17 protein-coding genes are annotated in these 16,776 nt (G+C 72.9%); 7 read left to right on the top strand and 10 right to left on the bottom strand.

Annotated features, from left to right (window positions below; genetic code table 11):
• Window positions 1-49: 49 nt before the first annotated feature.
• Window positions 50-973, top strand: coding sequence for a GNAT family N-acetyltransferase (locus Ari01nite_RS22025; protein ID WP_203783375.1), 924 nt, complete (start codon window positions 50-52; stop codon window positions 971-973).
• 220 nt (window positions 974-1,193) lie between these two features.
• On the opposite strand, the gene Ari01nite_RS22020 is transcribed toward Ari01nite_RS22025, so the two are convergent.
• From Ari01nite_RS22020 to trpC, 6 genes are all read right to left on the bottom strand, one after another.
• Window positions 1,194-2,051 carry a YihY/virulence factor BrkB family protein gene (locus Ari01nite_RS22020; protein WP_203783373.1) on the bottom strand — a complete coding sequence of 286 codons (858 nt, stop codon included), beginning with the start codon at window positions 2,049-2,051 and terminating at the stop codon, window positions 1,194-1,196.
• Between the two features lie 54 nt (window positions 2,052-2,105).
• Complete coding sequence (locus Ari01nite_RS22015; protein ID WP_203783368.1) at window positions 2,106-3,296, bottom strand: FAD-dependent oxidoreductase; 1,191 nt, start codon at window positions 3,294-3,296, stop codon at window positions 2,106-2,108.
• 11 nt (window positions 3,297-3,307) lie between these two features.
• Window positions 3,308-4,513: a prolipoprotein diacylglyceryl transferase gene (lgt, locus tag Ari01nite_RS22010; RefSeq protein WP_203783367.1), complete on the bottom strand. Its 1,206-nt coding sequence runs from the start codon at window positions 4,511-4,513 to the stop codon at window positions 3,308-3,310.
• Window positions 4,514-4,562: 49 nt separating this feature from the next.
• Window positions 4,563-5,366 (bottom strand): tryptophan synthase subunit alpha, encoded by an 804-nt coding sequence (gene trpA, locus Ari01nite_RS22005; RefSeq protein ID WP_203783366.1) that lies wholly within the window; start codon window positions 5,364-5,366, stop codon window positions 4,563-4,565.
• A 64-nt stretch (window positions 5,367-5,430) separates the two neighbouring features.
• Window positions 5,431-6,672, bottom strand: a complete 1,242-nt coding sequence (trpB, locus tag Ari01nite_RS22000) for a tryptophan synthase subunit beta (RefSeq protein WP_203783365.1) — start codon at window positions 6,670-6,672, stop codon at window positions 5,431-5,433.
• A complete protein-coding gene (gene trpC, locus Ari01nite_RS21995) occupies window positions 6,669-7,472 on the bottom strand; it encodes an indole-3-glycerol phosphate synthase TrpC (RefSeq protein WP_203783398.1) in 804 nt (267 codons plus the stop codon). The genes trpB and trpC overlap by 4 nt, the downstream gene beginning before the upstream one ends.
• A gap of 387 nt (window positions 7,473-7,859) precedes the next feature.
• Here trpC and Ari01nite_RS21990 point away from each other — a divergent pair, with 387 nt between their 5' ends.
• Window positions 7,860-8,162, top strand: a complete 303-nt coding sequence (locus Ari01nite_RS21990; RefSeq protein ID WP_307837781.1) for a hypothetical protein — start codon at window positions 7,860-7,862, stop codon at window positions 8,160-8,162.
• Between the two features lie 502 nt (window positions 8,163-8,664).
• On the opposite strand, the gene Ari01nite_RS21985 is transcribed toward Ari01nite_RS21990, so the two are convergent.
• Genes Ari01nite_RS21985 through hisI form a run of 3 tightly spaced genes read right to left on the bottom strand, consistent with a single transcriptional unit; the run spans window position 8,665 to window position 11,116 of the window.
• Entirely contained in the window at window positions 8,665-9,222 is a 558-nt protein-coding gene (locus tag Ari01nite_RS21985) for a Trp biosynthesis-associated membrane protein (RefSeq protein WP_203783363.1), read from the bottom strand.
• Window positions 9,219-10,751 carry an anthranilate synthase component I gene (locus Ari01nite_RS21980; protein ID WP_203783362.1) on the bottom strand — a complete coding sequence of 511 codons (1,533 nt, stop codon included), beginning with the start codon at window positions 10,749-10,751 and terminating at the stop codon, window positions 9,219-9,221. The genes Ari01nite_RS21985 and Ari01nite_RS21980 overlap by 4 nt, the downstream gene beginning before the upstream one ends.
• Window positions 10,748-11,116, bottom strand: a complete 369-nt coding sequence (gene hisI / locus Ari01nite_RS21975) for a phosphoribosyl-AMP cyclohydrolase (protein ID WP_203783360.1) — start codon at window positions 11,114-11,116, stop codon at window positions 10,748-10,750. Before hisI ends, Ari01nite_RS21980 begins: the two co-directional genes overlap by 4 nt.
• A 221-nt stretch (window positions 11,117-11,337) precedes the next feature.
• On the opposite strand from hisI, the gene Ari01nite_RS21970 reads away from it, so the two are divergent.
• The gene (locus tag Ari01nite_RS21970; RefSeq protein ID WP_203783358.1) at window positions 11,338-13,740 is read left to right on the top strand and encodes a hypothetical protein; all 2,403 of its coding nucleotides are present in this window, start codon (window positions 11,338-11,340) and stop codon (window positions 13,738-13,740) included.
• A gap of 4 nt (window positions 13,741-13,744) precedes the next feature.
• Here the strand turns inward: Ari01nite_RS21970 and Ari01nite_RS21965 are convergent, their stop codons facing one another.
• A complete protein-coding gene (locus tag Ari01nite_RS21965; RefSeq protein ID WP_239162906.1) occupies window positions 13,745-14,191 on the bottom strand; it encodes an MSMEG_6728 family protein in 447 nt (148 codons plus the stop codon).
• Window positions 14,192-14,303: 112 nt separating this feature from the next.
• Between Ari01nite_RS21965 and Ari01nite_RS21960 the strand changes: the two genes are divergently transcribed.
• The 4 genes from Ari01nite_RS21960 (at window position 14,304) to Ari01nite_RS21945 (ending at window position 16,761) form a co-directional block, all read left to right on the top strand.
• Window positions 14,304-15,026 carry an ABC transporter ATP-binding protein gene (locus Ari01nite_RS21960; RefSeq protein ID WP_203783354.1) on the top strand — a complete coding sequence of 241 codons (723 nt, stop codon included), beginning with the start codon at window positions 14,304-14,306 and terminating at the stop codon, window positions 15,024-15,026.
• Window positions 15,023-15,760 (top strand): ABC transporter permease, encoded by a 738-nt coding sequence (locus Ari01nite_RS21955; protein WP_203783352.1) that lies wholly within the window; start codon window positions 15,023-15,025, stop codon window positions 15,758-15,760. The genes Ari01nite_RS21960 and Ari01nite_RS21955 overlap by 4 nt, the downstream gene beginning before the upstream one ends.
• A gap of 9 nt (window positions 15,761-15,769) precedes the next feature.
• Window positions 15,770-16,381 carry a TetR/AcrR family transcriptional regulator gene (locus tag Ari01nite_RS21950; RefSeq protein WP_203783350.1) on the top strand — a complete coding sequence of 204 codons (612 nt, stop codon included), beginning with the start codon at window positions 15,770-15,772 and terminating at the stop codon, window positions 16,379-16,381.
• 176 nt (window positions 16,382-16,557) lie between these two features.
• Window positions 16,558-16,761, top strand: a complete 204-nt coding sequence (locus tag Ari01nite_RS21945) for a cold-shock protein (RefSeq protein WP_203783349.1) — start codon at window positions 16,558-16,560, stop codon at window positions 16,759-16,761.
• The last annotated feature ends 15 nt before the right edge of the window (window positions 16,762-16,776 follow it).

Raw genomic sequence — 16,776 nt, 5'->3', positions numbered from 1 at the left:
CACGAATACAGGTGGGCGCGGCGTCGGTGCGATTCGATAGTCTCGCGCGGTGGCGCAACCGGATTCCGACGTCTTCGTCAGGCTCGAGCGTTTCTATGACGCTCTCCCCCGACCCTACGCACGTGTGGAGGAAATCGGGGGTCTCGTGCTCTTCGTCCGCGAGGGCGAGGGTTGGCCCTACTACGCCCGTCCCCGGATAGGGGCGGACACACCGTCCGCCGCCGATATTACTGCCGTTCGCCGCCGGCAACGAGAGCTGGGCCTGCCCGAGGCTTTCGAATGGGTGCACGAAACCTCACCCGACCTGCTGGCGGTGGCCCGCTCGGCCGGCCTCGAGGTGCTGCTGGCGCCGCTGCTCACCCTGGATCCCGCCGCGCTGGTGCCCGACCTGCCGGTGACCGGCGCCACCATCCACCTGCTGGACCCCGAGGCCAGCACGTACGCCCAGGACCTGGCCGCCTCCCGCACGGTGGCCCAGCTGGCGTTCGGCTCCCCGCACGGCAGCACCCCACTGGAGGAGGCCGCGGCGCTGCACCCCGAGAACACCCCGATCCTCCCCGAGCCGTCGGTCTCCGCGGCCCTGGTCACCGAGGTGGCCGGCCCCGCCCAGCGCGACGCGGCCCTGGCCGAGCTGAGCGACGCCCTGGTGCAGAGCTTCCGCGAACGCTCCGCCTCCGGCGCCTACCGGACCGCGGTGGCCACCAGCCCCACCGAGGGCATCCTGGCCACCGGCGCCGTCATGCGCTCCGGCGACGTGGCCGAAATCGCCGGTGTGGCCACGCTCCCCGCCGCCCGGGGCCGCGGTTACGCCTCCCAGCTGACGGCAACCTTGGCCCGAGAGGCCCTGAAGGACGGCGTCCACCTGATCTTCCTCTCCGCCGGCGACGACGACGTGGCCCGCCTGTACTCAAAGGTGGGCTTCCGCCGAATCGGCACCGCCTGCATAGCCGAACCGGCCCCGGTCCCTCTCTAACCACGCAAACCCACCCACCCGCGCGGCCCACGGGTGGGCGCCGCCGCCCGGCCGGTGAATTGCGGCAGCGCCCGGCGTCCAGTGCGCTCGCAGCGATCACCACGCCGGCTCCTCGGCCGAAAGGTCTGGAATGTGGGTTTGCTCCCGCGGCGCACGCGGAATAGTGGAATCGCCGTCCACCGATGGGAGCGCTACCGCCTTGCCCACCGCGACACCCCCGTCAGCCGAACGACGAATCGACGCGCTGGCCCGGGACTCGCTCCTGTTCGCGGGCCAGTAGCGCCAGCGCCCGCACGTCCGCCTCGCGCGGCTTGGCCAGGCTGAACGACCGCGGCCACAAGCGCCCGCCCAGCACCGCCGTCACCTCCGCGATCACCACCAGGGCCTGGCTCAGCAGGTAGAGCAGCGTGAACATGCCCGCCACCGTGGCGAACACGCCGTACACCGGGCCCGCCGCTCGCACCAACCGGGCCAGCAGCGGGGCACCCACGTGCAGCAACAGGGTCAGCACCAGGGCGCCCGCCGCCGCGGCCGGCCACAGCGCGCGCAGCGCGGTCGGGCGCACCAGCAGCATCCTGGTGCCGAACAGCAGCACCGCGAACGCCACCACCGCCGTGGCCCACGACCCCAGGCCCACCACGGTGAGGCCGCCGGCCGCCAGCACGCCGGCCAGGAGCAGCAGCAGCGCGCCGACGACACGCAGATACGCGCCGAAAATGCCGGGTAGATCGCGACAGGGGACCGCGGCCACGTGGTTGACCGTCCGGTACGCCGCGAACACCACCCCGGTCGCCGAATAGAGCAGGCCGATCACGCCCACCACCAGCGCGGCGGGCGCGGTCGGCAGCGCGCTCGCCGCGTGGTCCACCGTTTCCTGCAGGGTCGGCGGCACCATTGCCACCACCAGCCGGTGTCGCAGGTCGTCGTTGTTGACCAGCACCCGGGACACCACCGCCACCCCGAGCAGCAGCAGCGGGAACATGCTCAGGAAGCCGTAGTACGTGATCAGCGCCGCATGCCGCGCACCGTCGTCGTCGAGGTACTTGCGCAGCACCGCCCACGGGACGGCGAGAAGCATGCCGCCATCGTGGGCTGGGCACCGCGCGGGCGGGTCATCCGCGGCGGGTGAGCGTCACTCCGGCGGGGTCCAGTCGGCCTGGTTGCGGGAGTGGCCGCCCAGGATTCTCGGCCGCATGTGGTTGAGCGCCGCGTCCCTCGCGCGCAACGCCAGCCGCCCCCGGGCCTGCACCACCGCCGACATCCGCCGGGTCTGGCGCACCACGCTGGTGGTGCGGGGACGGCGCAGCCGGCTGTACGCCTCGATGGCCGTCCGCAGCTGAGGGCCGGGCTGCGTCTCGGCGACCAGGGAGCCCAGCGTGGCCGCGTCCTCGAACGCCAGGCACGCGCCCTGCCCCAGGTGGTGCGGCATGGCATGGGCCGCGTCGCCGAGCAGCACCACGCCGCCGGGGCCGCTGGCGAAGCCGTACGCCCTGGGCAGTGGTCGCAACTCCCGGACCTCCTGCGGCACCAGGTCGTCGGCGTGCGTCGCGGCCAACAGGTCGCCCACCGGCGGATGCCAGTCGGCGAACCAGCGGCGCAGCAGGGCCAGTTGGGTCGCCGCCGGTTCCGGGCGGGGCGCACCGGCCGCGGTCGCCACCCAGTAGATGCCGCCCTTGCCGGCCGCGCGCTCGCCCAGCGGGATCGACACGAACCGGTAGCCGGCGCCCAGCGTCTCACCGCCGGCCGCTTGCTCGGGGGTGAGGCGGGGCACCCGGTAGCCGGGGATGACCGCCTGCCAGGCCGCGAAGCCCGACCCGACCGCGACCGACTCGGGGGCCAGCGCCCGCCGGATCGGGCTGTCGATGCCGTCCGCGGCCACCAGCAGGTCACCCTCGACCAGGCTGCGGCCGTCACCGACCGCGGGCCGCTGCTTGCGTCCGGTGCGGACCGTGGTCACGTCGAAGCCGGTGCGGATCTCGACCCGGTCGCCGAGGCCGGCCACCAGCGCGTCGTACAGATCCTCGAGATGGACCACGGACGGCGCCGGACCGGCACCGTTGCGGCTGCGCGGCGGCACCAGCCACTGGCCGTCGGGCCGCCGGACGCCGCCGTCGGGCAGCGCGGAGGCGATCGCCGACCAGCCGCCGTCCGGGTCGATGGATTCCAGGGCGCGCCGGCCGTTCGACCACAGCACCAGCGCGGTGGGCGGCGCGGCCACCCGCTCCCCCCGCTCGAGCAGCACGACCTGCCAGCCCGAACGCGACAGGGCACCGGCGGTGGCCAGTCCGGCCATCCCGGCGCCCACCACCACCGCGGTACGCACGGACCCGGGCGTCAGTCGTCGGCCGGACGCGAGGAGCCCGAACGCGGGGAGCCCGGGGCGTCGGTCTCGACGTCGCCGCCGGTGACCGCCTCCGGGCCGTGTCCCGCCGCCGCGCCGGTGGCCAGGACCGCCTCGCCGGCGCCGGCCGGGCCGTCCGGGTCGACCGGGTCCTTGGGGTGACCGCCCGCGGCGATCTCCAGGGCCCGGTCCTCGTCGGTGTCGGGTGGCAGGACACCGGTGCTCTGATAAGCCCGGAACCTGGCCTCGCTGACCAGTTGGTATGCCTTCGGCGCGCGCTTGTCGGCCGGCACGTCGTCGACGCTGATCGCGGAGATGTCGCTGTCGGCGACCGGCTCCGGAGCTGTCTCGGGCGCGTCGTCCGGCACCACGTACGCCCGTGGTCCGCGTACCACCGCGAAGTAGACAGCCGCCGCCAGGAACAGCAGGATCGCCGTGAACACGTTCAGGCGTACGCCAAAAATGTGGTTTGCCTCGTCGACCCGGAGCATCTCGATCCACAGGCGGCCGGCCGTGTATGCCATCACGTAGAGCGCGAACGCGCGGCCCCGGCCGAACTTGTAGCGCCGGTCGAGCGCCCAGACCAGCACCGCGACCCCGATGTCCCAGACCGCCTCGTAGAGGAACGCCGGATGGTAGAGGTCGGGCTTGACCACCGGCTCGCCGTCGACCGTGAGCGCGTGACCCGGATTCGCCTGGTCCATGTCGTGCACCTGGAGGCCCCACGGGAGCGTGGTGACCTTCCCGTACAGCTCATTGTTGAACCAGTTGCCGAAGCGGCCGATGGCCTGGCCCACCGGCAGGCCCGGCGCCAGGGAGTCGGCGAAGACGACGAACGGGATGCCGAGCTGGCGGGACGCGATATAGGCACCGACCGCGCCGCCGGCCACCGCACCCCAGATGCCGAGGCCACCCTCCCAAATGTAGAGGGCCCGGATCGGGTCACCGCCGGCGCCGAAGTATTCCTGCGGGCTGGAGATCAGGTGGTAGACCCGGGCACCGAGGATGCCGAACGGCACAGCCCACACGGCCATGTCCAGCGACGCCCACGGGGCGACACCCCGGTGGCGCAGCCGGACCTCCATGATCAGGACGGCGGCGACGATGCCCAGGACGATGCAGAGCGCATACGCCCGGATGGGCAGGCCGAGCACGTGCCAGACGGATGTCGTCGGACTCGGGATCGCGGCGATGTTCACGGATGCACACGCTACCGTCGCGACCGTCGCCGCGGAGCGCCAGGGCGGGCTAGTTTTCCGGCTTCCGTACGCCCTCGGCCAGCTCGCTGCTCAGCGCCCGCAGCCGGGCCAGCCCGGCGGACCGGTCGGGGGCGTCCAGCACGCACCGGATCAGCGCGCTGCCGACGATCACGCCGTCCGCGAACGCCGCCACCTCGGCGGCCTGGCTGCCGTTGCCGACGCCCAGCCCGACGCCCACCGGCATGTCCCGGTCGGCCTGCCGCACCCGGGCCACCAGGTCGGGGGCCTGCGACGACACCGAGGTCCGGGCGCCGGTGACGCCCATCAGCGCGGTGGCGTAGACGAAGCCGCGGCAGTTTGCCACGGTCATCGCGATCCGCTCGTCGGTCGAGGACGGCGACACCAGGAAGGTCCGGTCGATCCGGTGCTCGTCGGAGGCGGCGATCCAGTCGGCCGCCTCGTCCGGGATCAGGTCCGGCGTGATCATGCCGGTGGCACCGGCCGCCGCGAGGTCGCGGGCGAACGCGTTCACCCCGTACTTCTCAATGGGGTTCCAGTACGTCATCAGCACGACCGGCGCGCCGGCGTTCGCGACCGCCTCGATGATCCGCAGCGTGTCGCGGGTGCGCACACCGCCGGCCAGCGCGATGTCGCTGGCCTTCTGGATCACCGGGCCGTCCATGACCGGGTCGGAGTAGGGCAGCTCGACCTCGATCACGTCGCAGCCGGCCTCGTGCATCGCGATCATCGAGGCGATGCTGTCGTCGACGGTCGGGAAGCCGGCCGGCATGCAGCCGATCAGCACCGACCGCCCCTCGGCCTTCGCCCTGCCGAAGATCTCCGAAATGCTCACGCTGAATCCCCTTTGGCATGCCCTCCTGGCCCTGCGCCCGCTTCGCTCGCTCCGGTGCAGGCGGTCATGCGACCTCCCCCGGGACCAGCATTTCAACAGGGTTCAAGATGCCGAAATAGGCGCCCGCGGTGTGCACGTCCTTGTCGCCGCGGCCGGACAGGTTGATCACGATGGTCGGCGTGCGGCCGAGCTCCTCGCGCAGCTGCGGCACGATCCGCAGGGCACCGGCCAGCGCGTGCGCGCTCTCGATCGCCGGGATGATGCCCTCGGTGCGGCAGAGCAGCTGGAACGCGGACATCGCCTCGGCGTCGGTGACCGGCTCGTAGGTGGCCCGGCCGGTGTCGTTGAGCCAGGCGTGCTCGGGGCCGACGCCCGGGTAGTCCAGGCCCGCCGAGATCGAATGCGACTCGATGGTCTGGCCGTCGTCGTCCTGCAGCACGTACGTCCGCGCGCCGTGCAGCACCCCCGACGAGCCGCCGGTGATCGACGCCGCGTGCCGGCCGGTCTCGACGCCGTCGCCGCCCGCCTCGAAGCCGTACAGCCGCACGTCCTCGTCGGGCACGAAGGCGTGGAAGATGCCGATCGCGTTGGACCCGCCGCCGACGCAGGCGGCCACCGCGTCGGGCAGCCTGCCGGTCAGCGCCAGCACCTGCTCGCGCGCCTCCACCCCGATGCCGCCCACGAAGTCGCGCACGATCTCGGGGAACGGGTGCGGGCCGGCCGCGGTGCCGAGCAGGTAGTGCGTGGTGTCCACGCTGGCCACCCAGTCCCGCAGCGCCTCGTTGAGCGCGTCCTTGAGGGTGCGCGACCCGTTGGTCACCGGGATCACGGTGGCGCCCAGCATCCGCATCCGGGCCACGTTGAGCGCCTGCCGCTCGGTGTCGGTCTCGCCCATGTAGACCACGCAGTCGAGGTCGAGCAGGGCGGCCGCGGTCGCGCTGGCCACGCCGTGCTGCCCGGCACCGGTCTCGGCGATCACCCGGGGCTTGCCCATCCGCTTGGCGAGCAGCGCCTGGCCCAGCACGTTGCGCACCTTGTGGGCGCCGGTGTGGTTGAGGTCCTCCCGCTTGAGCAGGATCTCGGCACCGGCCCGCTCGGACAGCCGGGTCGCACGGTAGAGCAGCGACGGCACGCCCGCGTAGTTGAGCAGCAGATCGCGGAACTCGGACTGGAACACCCCGTCGACCTTGGCCGACCGGTACGCGGCGTCCAGCTCGTCGAGGGCCCGGACCAGCGCCTCCGGCACGAACCGCCCGCCGTACCGCCCGAAGTGCCCGGCCAGGTCGGGCAGCGTCGGCGCGGTCACCGGACCGGCCGTGGGGTGGCCGGGTGGTTGCCCGCGTTCACCAGTTCGGCCACCGCGTCCCGCGGCGACTTCTGGGTGACCAGGCCCTCGCCCACCAGCACCGCGTCCGCGCCGGCCGACGCGTACCGGATCAGGTCGTGCGGCCCGCGCACCCCCGACTCGGCGATCTTGACGACGTTGTTGGGCAGCCCCGGCGCGATCCGCTCGAACACCGACCGGTCGACCTCGAGCGTGCGCAGGTCACGGGCGTTGACCCCGATCACCTTGGCATTGGCTTCGAGTGCCCGGTCGGCCTCCTCCTCGTTGTGCACTTCGACCAGCGCGGTCATGCCCAACGACTCGATCCGCTCGAGCAGGCCCACCAGCACGTTCTGCTCGAGGGCCGCCACGATCAGCAGCACCAGGTCGGCACCGTGGGCGCGCGCCTCGTGCACCTGATAACTGGAGACCACAAAGTCCTTGCGAAGCACCGGGATCTGCACCGACGCCCGCACGGCGGCGAGGTCGGCCAGCGAGCCACCGAACCATCGGCCCTCGGTGAGCACGCTGATGCAGCGGGCGCCACCCGCCGCATACTCCCCCGCCAGCTCGGCCGGATCGGGGATGTCGGCGAGCGCACCCTTGGAGGGCGATGCCCGCTTCACCTCCGCGATCACCGCCACGCCAGGCTTACGCAGCGCCGCGTAAGCGTCTATCGCCGGCGGCGCCGCCGCGGCCTGTTCCCGAACCTGCTCCAGCGGCACCTGTTCCTGCCGGGCCGCCACGTCCTCGCGCACTCCGGCGAGGATCTCCTCCAGCACGTTCTGCGGCCCGCCAGTGCCCGCTTCCGCCTGCTGATCGGATGTCACGTAATGACTCCCCTCTCCGGGTGTCCTCCGCCCGATGCTAGGAGGTGGTGGTCATCGGCGACCCCCCGGGGTATGGCGCGCCTCACCTGGTGGGCTGGGGCATAATGCCGCCGCCCGCGAGAGGACACGCCACCTCGCTGAGCGGAGTCTGTCACTTCCGTCACGCCGGCACCGCCCCGCGCCCCACCGCTGCGCTGGGCCCCTTCCTCCGAACGGCGGATACCACAACGCGTACACGGCATTGTCACGCCTCGGAAATACGACCCGGCGATGATGAGTCCCAGGCACACTGGTTCCCGGCAACCATCGACCCGACCAGCATCGACCCGACCAGGAGAAATGATCGACGTGGAGGCGACCATGGCCGGCATCAGCCAACTCACGCCAACCCACAGCACACCGGCGCCCGACCCCGAGCCCGACCCCGTGGGTTTCGCCGAGGTCTCCCGAGTGGTGGTGGCCGCAGCCGCCGACCTGGTAACCGGCGTCCAGCGCGCCGTAGTAGGCCCGGCCAACGTCCGCACGGCCCGCGACAACGCCTGGGACGCCATGCTTGCCGACCAGGCACGCAATCAGGCCCGCATAGACCTCACCCGCGAGGTGGCCATGCTCGTGCGTCGCTCACGCGTTTCCGCGGGCTGATAAACCAGAGAAAGTACGCGTCTCCCACACCAACCCGGAATTTCGCCCGGCACCTGCCGTCCCGGCCTCCCTGCCGCAGCTTCCGGGCTGTCCTGCAACGCACTCACCCCACTCCAGCCCCACCCCACCTGCGTCGCGCTCATAAATCCCACATACCCCGATATCTGCCCTTTTAACGTCCTAACACTGACCAAGACGCGGCCCCCGCGACCCCCCGGAATCCCCAAGATCCACGCGACGGGCCGCCGGCACGGTCGGCACCAGACCAGGACGGGCCGGTCGGAAGTTGATCAGGTGCCAGCGCCGCTCTCCCGCATGTTGTGCGCCGTGCTCCCGCATGGTGGCCGCCGTCCCAAGGGTGGACATCAACCCCCGGTCCAGCATGACGCCCAAGCGCGGGTGACCGTTTGGAGCGGCACGCCCAGAGCGCGACCGGAGCCGCGCCGCGGAGCGGCCCGGCCAGAACGGAGGACGTACCGGGGCGAAGCCCGCAGGACCCCGCTCAGGTGGTGGGATCGTCGCCGCGGTCCAAAGCGTCCCAGGCCGTCCGGGAATCGATCGGGCCGTCGGGAGTCGGCTGCGGGGCCGGGCGCTCCGGGCCGGCGGGTGCGGGCTTTCGGTCGTACCGGGCTGACATGGTGGGCCAAAGATGGCCGTGACGCGCTGCGGTGAGGCCGCCCACTGTGATGATCGCGCCGCCCAGCGCGCACACCGCCGGCCACGCCGTGCCGCCCGGTCCGGCCTCGCCCGGGTTGAGTCCGAGCCGGCCGATCACCGCACCCACCGTCACGCCGGCCCCGGCCAGGGCCAGCACGCCGCCCAGCATGCGGCGCGACCAGCCGCCGGTGGCCAGCAGCGCGCCCGTGCCGGCCAGCGCCACCAGGGCCAAGCCGATCACCCACGGCTCCGCGTCGGCGCCCGTCCGGATGTGCCGCAGCGGGGACATGCCGGTGCGCGGGGTCACCTCGATCGACCACGTGCGGGTCACCGCGTACAGCGCCAACCCCGCGCCGGCCAGGCAGGCCAGCAGGGTCAGGCCGTAGGTGCGGCGGGTGGTCATCGCGCGGCGCGCAAGGTTTCGGCTGAGGCGATGGCGGCCAGGACCGCGGCTGCCTTGTTGCGGGTTTCGGTCTCCTCGGCGGCGGGGTCGGAGTCGGCCACGATGCCGGCGCCGGCTCCGACGTATGCCACGCCGTCGCGGATCAGGGCCGTGCGGATCGCGATGGCCATGTCCATGTCGCCGGCGAAGCCGAAGTAACCGACCGTGCCGCCGTACAGGCCGCGGCGGGTCGGTTCCAGTTGCTCGATGATCTCCATGGCGCGGACCTTGGGGGCGCCGGACAGGGTGCCGGCCGGGAACGTCGCGGCCAGGGCGTCGAAGGCCGTCCGGTCGTCACGAAGCTCACCGGTCACCGTGGACACGATGTGCATGACGTGGCTGTAGCGCTCGATCCGGGCGAACTCCGGGACCTCGACCGTGCCCGCCTTGCAGACCCGGCCCAGGTCGTTGCGGCCCAGGTCGACCAGCATGACGTGCTCGGAGCGCTCCTTGGGGTCGGCCAGCAGTTCGGCGGCCAGGGCGTTGTCCTGTTCGGGGGTGGCGCCGCGCCAGCGGGTGCCGGCGATCGGGTGCAGCAGCGCGCGGCGGACACCGTCGTCGTCGTTGCTGACCTTGAGGTGGGCCTCGGGGGATGAGCCGACGATGTCAAAATCATCAAAGCGCAAGAGATACATGTACGGGCTGGGATTGGTCGCCCGGAGCACGCGGTAGACGTCGAGCGGGTTGGCGTCGGTCGGGCGTTCGAAGCGTTGCGCCACCACGATCTGGAAGCACTCGCCGGCCCGGATCGCCTCTTTCGCCTCGTCGACGGCCTTCTGATATTCGCCGGGGGCGGTGCGGCTCACCGGCTCGCCGGCCGGGCGGCGGTCCACCGTGGAGATCATCGGCGGGGTGGGGCGGGAGAGCGCGGTGGTCATCGCGTCGAGTCGACCGACGGCCTGGTGGTAGGCGGCGAGGCGGGCCGCGTCGTCGGCGTCGTCGGCCAGCACCGCGTTCGCGACCAGGATGGCCGAGCCGTCGTAGTGGTCGAGCACCACCAGGTCGGTCGCCAGCATCATGCCCAGCTCGGGCAGCGGCAGGTCGTTGTCGGCCGTCGCCGGCAGCCGCTCGAAGCGCCGGACCAGGTCGTAGCTCAGGTAGCCGACCATCCCGCCGGTCAGCGGCGGCAGGTCGTCGTCGGCGTGACCGTCGGCCAGCGCCGCCACCGTCTCGCGCAGCGCCGTCACCGGGTCGCCACCGGTCGGCACCCCGGCCGGCGGGGTGCCCAGCCAGGACGCGGCGCCGTCCCGCTCGACCAGGGTGGCCGCGCTGCGCACCCCGATGAAGGAGTAGCGCGACCAGGCCGCACCGGACGGGCCGGCACCCTGCTCGGCCGACTCCAGCAGGAACGTGCCGGGGCCGCCGGCCAGTTTGGTGTAGACGCCCACCGGGGTCTCGCCGTCGGCCAGCAGCCGGCGGGTCACCGGGATCACCCGGCGCCGCTGCCGCAGGAACGTCGTCTCGTCGGGGCGGACCGCGCCGCTGGTCATCGGGCCTCCGTGGGGGTGGTGACCGGCAGGTCGTCGAAGAAGCAGGAGTGTGCGCCGGTGTGGCAGGCCGCGCCGACCTGCTCGACGGTGACCAGCAGCGCGTCGCCGTCGCAGTCGAGCGCCACCGATTTCACGTACTGGTGATGGCCGGAGGTGGCGCCCTTGACCCAGTACTCCCGGCGGCTGCGCGACCAGTAGGTCGCCCGGCCGGTCGTCAGGGTGCGGTGCAGGGCCTCGTCGTCCATCCACGCCATCATCAGCACATCGCCGGTCGCGTGCTCCCGCACGATCGCGGCGACCAGGCCGTCGGGGGTCCGCTTGAGGCGGGCCGCGATGGCCGGGTCGAGATCGGTCTTCACTACCACGCGACGATTCTCCCCTGCCCGGCCAACAGTGCCCGACGCGCCCCGGCCGGGCCGGTCCCGACACGGCCCACGATCCGGGCACTGGGGATGTGCGGGGACGCGAGGGACGGTACCGTCGTCGTGCGCCGCGCCCGGCCCAGGACGCCGGTGCCCACCCGCCGCACCCGGGTCGCGCAGCTCAGCGCGGGTGGCGCAGCCTCGCCGACGGGAGTCTTACGCCCATGGAGCCGACGTCCAGTCCCGACAACCAGCGGTCACCGCGCGGCCTGTCCCGCTTCTGGCCGGTCCACCGGGAGTCCGAGGACGAGACGGCGGAGGCCGATCCGCCGGAGTCGCCGGTCGCCCTTCCGGGTGAAACCCAGATGGTCGCGCTGGGCTCCCGCCGCGGCGCCGAACTGATCCTGCCGCCCGGCGTGTTCGCGCCGAATTCCGGCAACCCCCACTCGCCCTTCGCGTCGACCGCGCGCGGCCCGGCCGGCGGGCCGTCACCCGACGGCCCGAAGCCGCCGCCCGGCCCGGTTGGGTCGTCCGGCCCGGCTGGGTCGCCCGGCCCGGCTGGGTCGCCCGGCCCGGCTGGGTCGCCCGGCCCGGTGCACGGCGGCGCACCGGTTCCCCGCGCCCCCGGCGGACCGGGCGGCAAGGGTCCCGCGGGTGGCGGCCTGCCCGGTTCCCCGGAGGGCGATCCGGATCACTCCGGCGCGTCGGAGACCGGGGAAGGCACACCTCCGGCCGTAGAGTCCTCGCGACCCAGTCCGTGGGACCGCGATCCCGGCTCGTTCGGGGGCTTCGGTCTCGGCGGCCGCAACGGACGGTTCCTGTTCGGCGGGCGCAACCAGCCCGCCGGCGAGCCCCGCTCCGGCCTGAACGGCCATGCGACGCCGGAACTGAACGGACGGGCGAAGAGGCCGGGCGACCCGGCGTCTACTGTGGATGCCCCGGCGCCGGGCGAGGCCGCCGACCCCGCGGATTCCATCGACGAGAACGGGCGTGATCACATGAACGGACGGGCCGGCGTTCCCGGTTTCACCGCTGCCGGCGAGTCCGGCCCGGCCGGCGACCGCACCGACACCCACGCCGAGCCCGGCCCCGCCGAGGCGCGCCGCCAGGCCACCGGCTGGGCCTCGGTGCCCACCTCGAAGCACCCGGTGGTCAGCCCGACGTCCGGCACCCCCGCGTCGGCCCCGCCCGCACCGGTCCACCCCGCCTCGGGCCCGCCGTCGGCGGCCCAGCCCGCACCCGTCTCGGGCGCCCCGGCGACCAGCGGCCCGCTGACCGGCACCCCGGCGAATGGCGGCGCAATGAATGGCGCCCCGGCGAACGGCAGCCCGGCGAACGGCAGCCCGATGAATGGCGCCCCGGCGAATGGCCGCCCGTTGCACAGCGGCCAGGCCAATGGCGGCCCGGCGAATGGCCGCCAGGCGAATGGCGGCCCGGCCAATGGCGGCCAGGCCAATGGCGGCCAGGCCAATGGCGGCCAGACCAATGGCAGCCAGACCAATGGCAGCCAGACCAATGGCGGCCAGGCGAATGGTGCCCCGACGAGTGGTGCGCCCGCCAACGGCACGCCGGCAAGTCCGGTGTCGCCGGGCTTCCCCGCCGCTTACGGCCAGCCGCCGTCCTATGTGCCCGCCCTGCCCGATCCGTCGACCGGCCCGGTCTCGGGCGTCCCGGCACCGCGCGCCGCGGCGGGCGTGGCCGCCCTCGGCGAGACCCTGGCCACGCCCACCGACGAACTCCCCAGCCGCCGCGCCGCCGCGGCCAACGGCCCGAACGGGCCGCTCGCGAACGGGCCGCTCGGCAAGGGACTCGGCGCCAACGGAAACGCCCTGGCCGGACCGGTCGCGGGCGGCGCTCCCGCGCTGGCCACGCCCGTTCCGGGCCAGGCGCCCGGCGCCGATCAGGCCGACGCCGTCCCGGCGGCACGCCCGGCCGAGGGCGGTGCCCGCCGCGCCCGCGAGGACGACACCCTGAACCCGCCGGCCGGACGCCGCGCCGCCAGCCTCGAGGACGAGGGCCAGCACCAGCCCGGACGCCGCGCCGCCCTCGACGACGACGGACCGCACGCGGCCGGCCGCCGCTCCGCCACGCTGGAGGACGAGGCCGGCCGCCGCGGCGCCACGCTCGACGACGGCTCGTTCCCGGTCGGGCGCCGGGCCGCCACCCTCGACGACGACGCCCTGCTCCAGCTCGGACGCCGGGCCGCCACCCTGGACGAGGACGAGCCGTTCGCGCTCGGGCGGCGCTCGGCCAGCCTCGAGGACGCCGAGCCGGCCCGCCGCGGCCGCCGCGCCGCGCCCGAGCCGGAGGAGGACGTCCGGGACGAGCACCCGCTCCGGCCCGGTGACGTCGCGGCGGGGCACATCGCGTTCTGGGACGACGATGCCACCCGCCACTTCCGGGCCGCCTGGCACGAGGTGAAGGCCGAGTTCGTGGACGACCCGGTCCGGGCCCTGACCCGGGCCCACGACCTGCTCACCGACGCGGTCAACGAGCTCACCGAGGCGCTGCTGGCCGAGCGCGACGAGCTCGACCCGCTGCGCGGTACCGACACTCCGGACACGGAGAGCATGCGGATGGCGATGCGCGGTTACCGGGAGTTCCTGGACCGCATTCTCGCTCTGTAACCAGCTATACCGGGGCGGGCCAGACGTACGGGAGATCGTCCGGCACGTCCGTGAAAACCGTCCGGTAGAAGTCCGGGTCCTTGCGCAGCAGCGCCGACCGGTGGCTGCGGTGCAGATCGTCCGCGCCCAGCCACGGCGGCAGCTCGCCGGCCGCGGCCAGTTCCGCCTGCGTGCGGACCACCGTGCGGCCGGTGCCCTCGGCCAGGTCGGCCACCAGCGTGCCGGCGCACGTGTCGGCCCGGCCCTCGGCCGTCCAGACCGCGCACATGTCCAGCCCGTACCTGGTCAGCGCCTCCTCGTAGCCGCGCCACATCTTGACCGCGGGATGGTGCCGCCAGCCGTACCCGGGGCGGGTCAGCCCGCGGAGCACCTGGATCGTCTCCACCCGCTGCTTGCCGAGCCGCCGGGCGTCAAGGGCCGCCGCGCTGGCGACGAAGTCCGCGTACGGCAAAAAAGGTCTGCACGTTCCTGCTCTTTCCCGGCCTCCGCGGAAAAACCCACTTCTGCTGCGTCCGGAATTCATCTAGCGTTGAACTCAACGGGCGATGAAATCGGAGGACGTCATGGAGAACGCGATCGAGGTTCGGGACCTCGTCGTGGAGCGGGGGCGGCGCCGGGTGCTGCACGGCATCGGCTGCGCCGTTCCGCGCGGGAGCGTCACGGGGCTGCTCGGACCCAGTGGCAGCGGCAAGACCACGCTGATCCGGGCGATCGTCGGCGTGCAGATCGTGCAGTCGGGCACCGTCACCGTGCTCGGCCGGCCCGCCGGGAGCGCGGCACTGCGCCGCACCGTGGGCTACGTGACCCAGTCGCCCAGCGTCTACGCCGACCTGTCGGTGCGGGAGAACGCGCGGTACTTCGCCGCCCTGCAGGGACTGGGCGCGGCCGAGGCCGACCGGGCGATCGCCGACGTGGGCCTGGCCGACGCGGCCCGCCAGCTGGTCGGCAACCTGTCCGGCGGGCAGCGCAGCCGGGCCTCGCTGGCCTGCGCCATGGTCGGCACACCCGAGTTGCTGGTGCTCGACGAGCCGACCGTCGGGCAGGACCCGGTGCTGCGGGCCGACCTGTGGGCCAAGTTCCACGCACTCGCCGGCGCCGGCACCACGCTGCTGGTCTCCAGCCACGTGATGGACGAGGCGGGCCGCTGCGACCGGCTGCTGCTGATCCGGGACGGCCGGCTGATCGGCGACGACACCCCGGACGCGATCCGGTCCCGGGCCGCGACCGACGACCTCGAAGAGGCATTTCTGCGGTTGATCAAAGAACAGGAGGTGGCGACGGCATGAGCATCCGGATAACTCTGGCCACCACCGGCCGGATCCTGCGGCAGCTGCGGCACGACCGGCGGACCGTGGCGTTGCTGATTGTGGTGCCGGCGGTGCTGCTGACCGTCCTCTATTTCATGTACGACGGCTCGCCCAGCACGTTCGACCGGGTCGCCCTGATCATGCTGGGTGTCTTCCCGTTCACGACCATGTTCCTGGTGACCAGCATCGCGATGCTCCGCGAGCGCACCAGCGGGACCCTGGAGCGGCTGCTCACCACCCCGCTCGGCAAGATCGACCTGCTTTTCGGGTACGGGCTGGCGTTCAGTCTCGCGGCCGCCGTGCAGGGTGCGGTGGCGACCGCCGGGGCCTACTGGCTGCTCGGCCTGGACACCACCGGCAGCGCCGGGCTGGTGGTGCTGATCGCCGTGGTGAACGCCGTGCTCGGGGTGGCCCTCGGCCTGCTGTGCAGCGCCTTCGCCCGCACCGAGTTCCAGGCCGTACAGTTCCTACCGGTGGTGGTCGTGCCGCAGATCCTGCTGTGCGGGCTGTTCGTGCCGCGGGCGCAGATGGTCGGCTGGCTCGAGGCGATCAGCGGGGCGCTGCCGCTCACGTACGCGGTGGACGCGCTGATCGAGGTGGGCCGCTCGGTGGAGGCCACCGCGACGATGTGGCGCGACGTGACGATCGTGGCCGGCGCGGCCGTGATCGCGCTGATCCTGGCCGCCGCGACCCTGCGGCGCCGGACGTCCTAGGGAGAGTTGTTGGTCAGGCGGAGCGGGCGGCGTCCCGGCAATCAGGACACCAAGACGTCCATCCTGGAGGCTGCCCGCCGGACTTTCGCCGACAAGGGCTACGACCAGGCGTCGATCCGCGCGATCGCGGGCGAGGCCGGCGTCGACCCGGCGCTGGTGCATCACTACTTCGGCACCAAGGAGAAGTTGTTCCTGGCGGCCATGAACGCGCCGATGAACCCGGCCGAGTTGATCCCGAAGGCCCTGGCCGGCCCACGCGAGGGCGCCGGCGAGCGGCTGATCCGGGCGGCGCTGGGCGTGTGGGACTCGCCGGCCGGAAGCGCGGCGCTGGCCATCTTCCGCTCGGCGATGAGCAATGAGTGGACGGCCCGGCTGCTGCGCGAGTTCGTGGTGACCCAGATCCTGCGCCGGGCGGTGAGCGAACTGGTGCTCGACCCGGCCGAGGCACCGCTGCGCTCGTCCCTGGTGGCGACCCAGATCGCCGGCATCATGGTGGCCCGCTACGTGCTGCGGATCGAGCCGCTGGCGAGCGCCGACCCGGAGATCATCGTGGCCGCGGTCGGGCCCAATGTGCAGCGTTTCCTGACCGACCCGATGCTCGAGGTCTTCCCGCTGAATTGATCGACTTACGCTTGTCGCCGGTAATACAGGCGTTCGTGATAGCGTGACCGCGTTGCAGTTTTGATCCCATTGACGTGGTTGAACACCTGTGTTTGTGCTTCGCCCGGTGGCTGCGATCAACACGGCGACGCCGAGCACCGCAGGTTGCGGTCCTCAACAGACCACGAGGAGTGGGTATGGCATCTGGCACCGTCAAATGGTTCAACGGTGACAAGGGATTCGGCTTCATCACGCAGGATGGTGGCGGCGGCGACGTTTTCGCGCACTTCTCCGCAATCGCGACGAGCGGCTACCGCACGCTCGAGGAAAACCAGCGCGTCGAATTCGACATCGAGCAGGGCCCCAAGGGCCTGCAGGCGGCGAACATCCGTCCGCTCTGAGCCGGGTCTGAGCTG

This window comes from Paractinoplanes rishiriensis, from assembly GCF_016862375.1.
Lineage (GTDB): Bacteria > Actinomycetota > Actinomycetes > Mycobacteriales > Micromonosporaceae > Actinoplanes > Actinoplanes rishiriensis.
Note: the sequence above shows the minus strand (reverse complement) of the source record. Positions and strands in the feature narration are given on the sequence as shown.

Excerpts from the sequence above, each read along its gene's own strand:
- Ari01nite_RS22020 (WP_203783373.1), bottom strand. The coding sequence starts at position 2,051 with ATGCTTCTCGCCGTCCCGTGGGCGGTGCTGCGCAAGTACCTCGACGAC.
- Ari01nite_RS21990 (WP_307837781.1), top strand. The coding sequence starts at position 7,860 with ATGATCGACGTGGAGGCGACCATGGCCGGCATCAGCCAACTCACGCCA.
- Ari01nite_RS21985 (WP_203783363.1), bottom strand. The coding sequence starts at position 9,222 with ATGACCACCCGCCGCACCTACGGCCTGACCCTGCTGGCCTGCCTGGCC.
- Ari01nite_RS21980 (WP_203783362.1), bottom strand. The coding sequence starts at position 10,751 with ATGACCAGCGGCGCGGTCCGCCCCGACGAGACGACGTTCCTGCGGCAG.
- Ari01nite_RS21970 (WP_203783358.1), top strand. The coding sequence starts at position 11,338 with ATGGAGCCGACGTCCAGTCCCGACAACCAGCGGTCACCGCGCGGCCTG.
- Ari01nite_RS21960 (WP_203783354.1), top strand. The coding sequence starts at position 14,304 with ATGGAGAACGCGATCGAGGTTCGGGACCTCGTCGTGGAGCGGGGGCGG.
- Ari01nite_RS21955 (WP_203783352.1), top strand. The coding sequence starts at position 15,023 with ATGAGCATCCGGATAACTCTGGCCACCACCGGCCGGATCCTGCGGCAG.
- Ari01nite_RS21945 (WP_203783349.1), top strand. The coding sequence starts at position 16,558 with ATGGCATCTGGCACCGTCAAATGGTTCAACGGTGACAAGGGATTCGGC.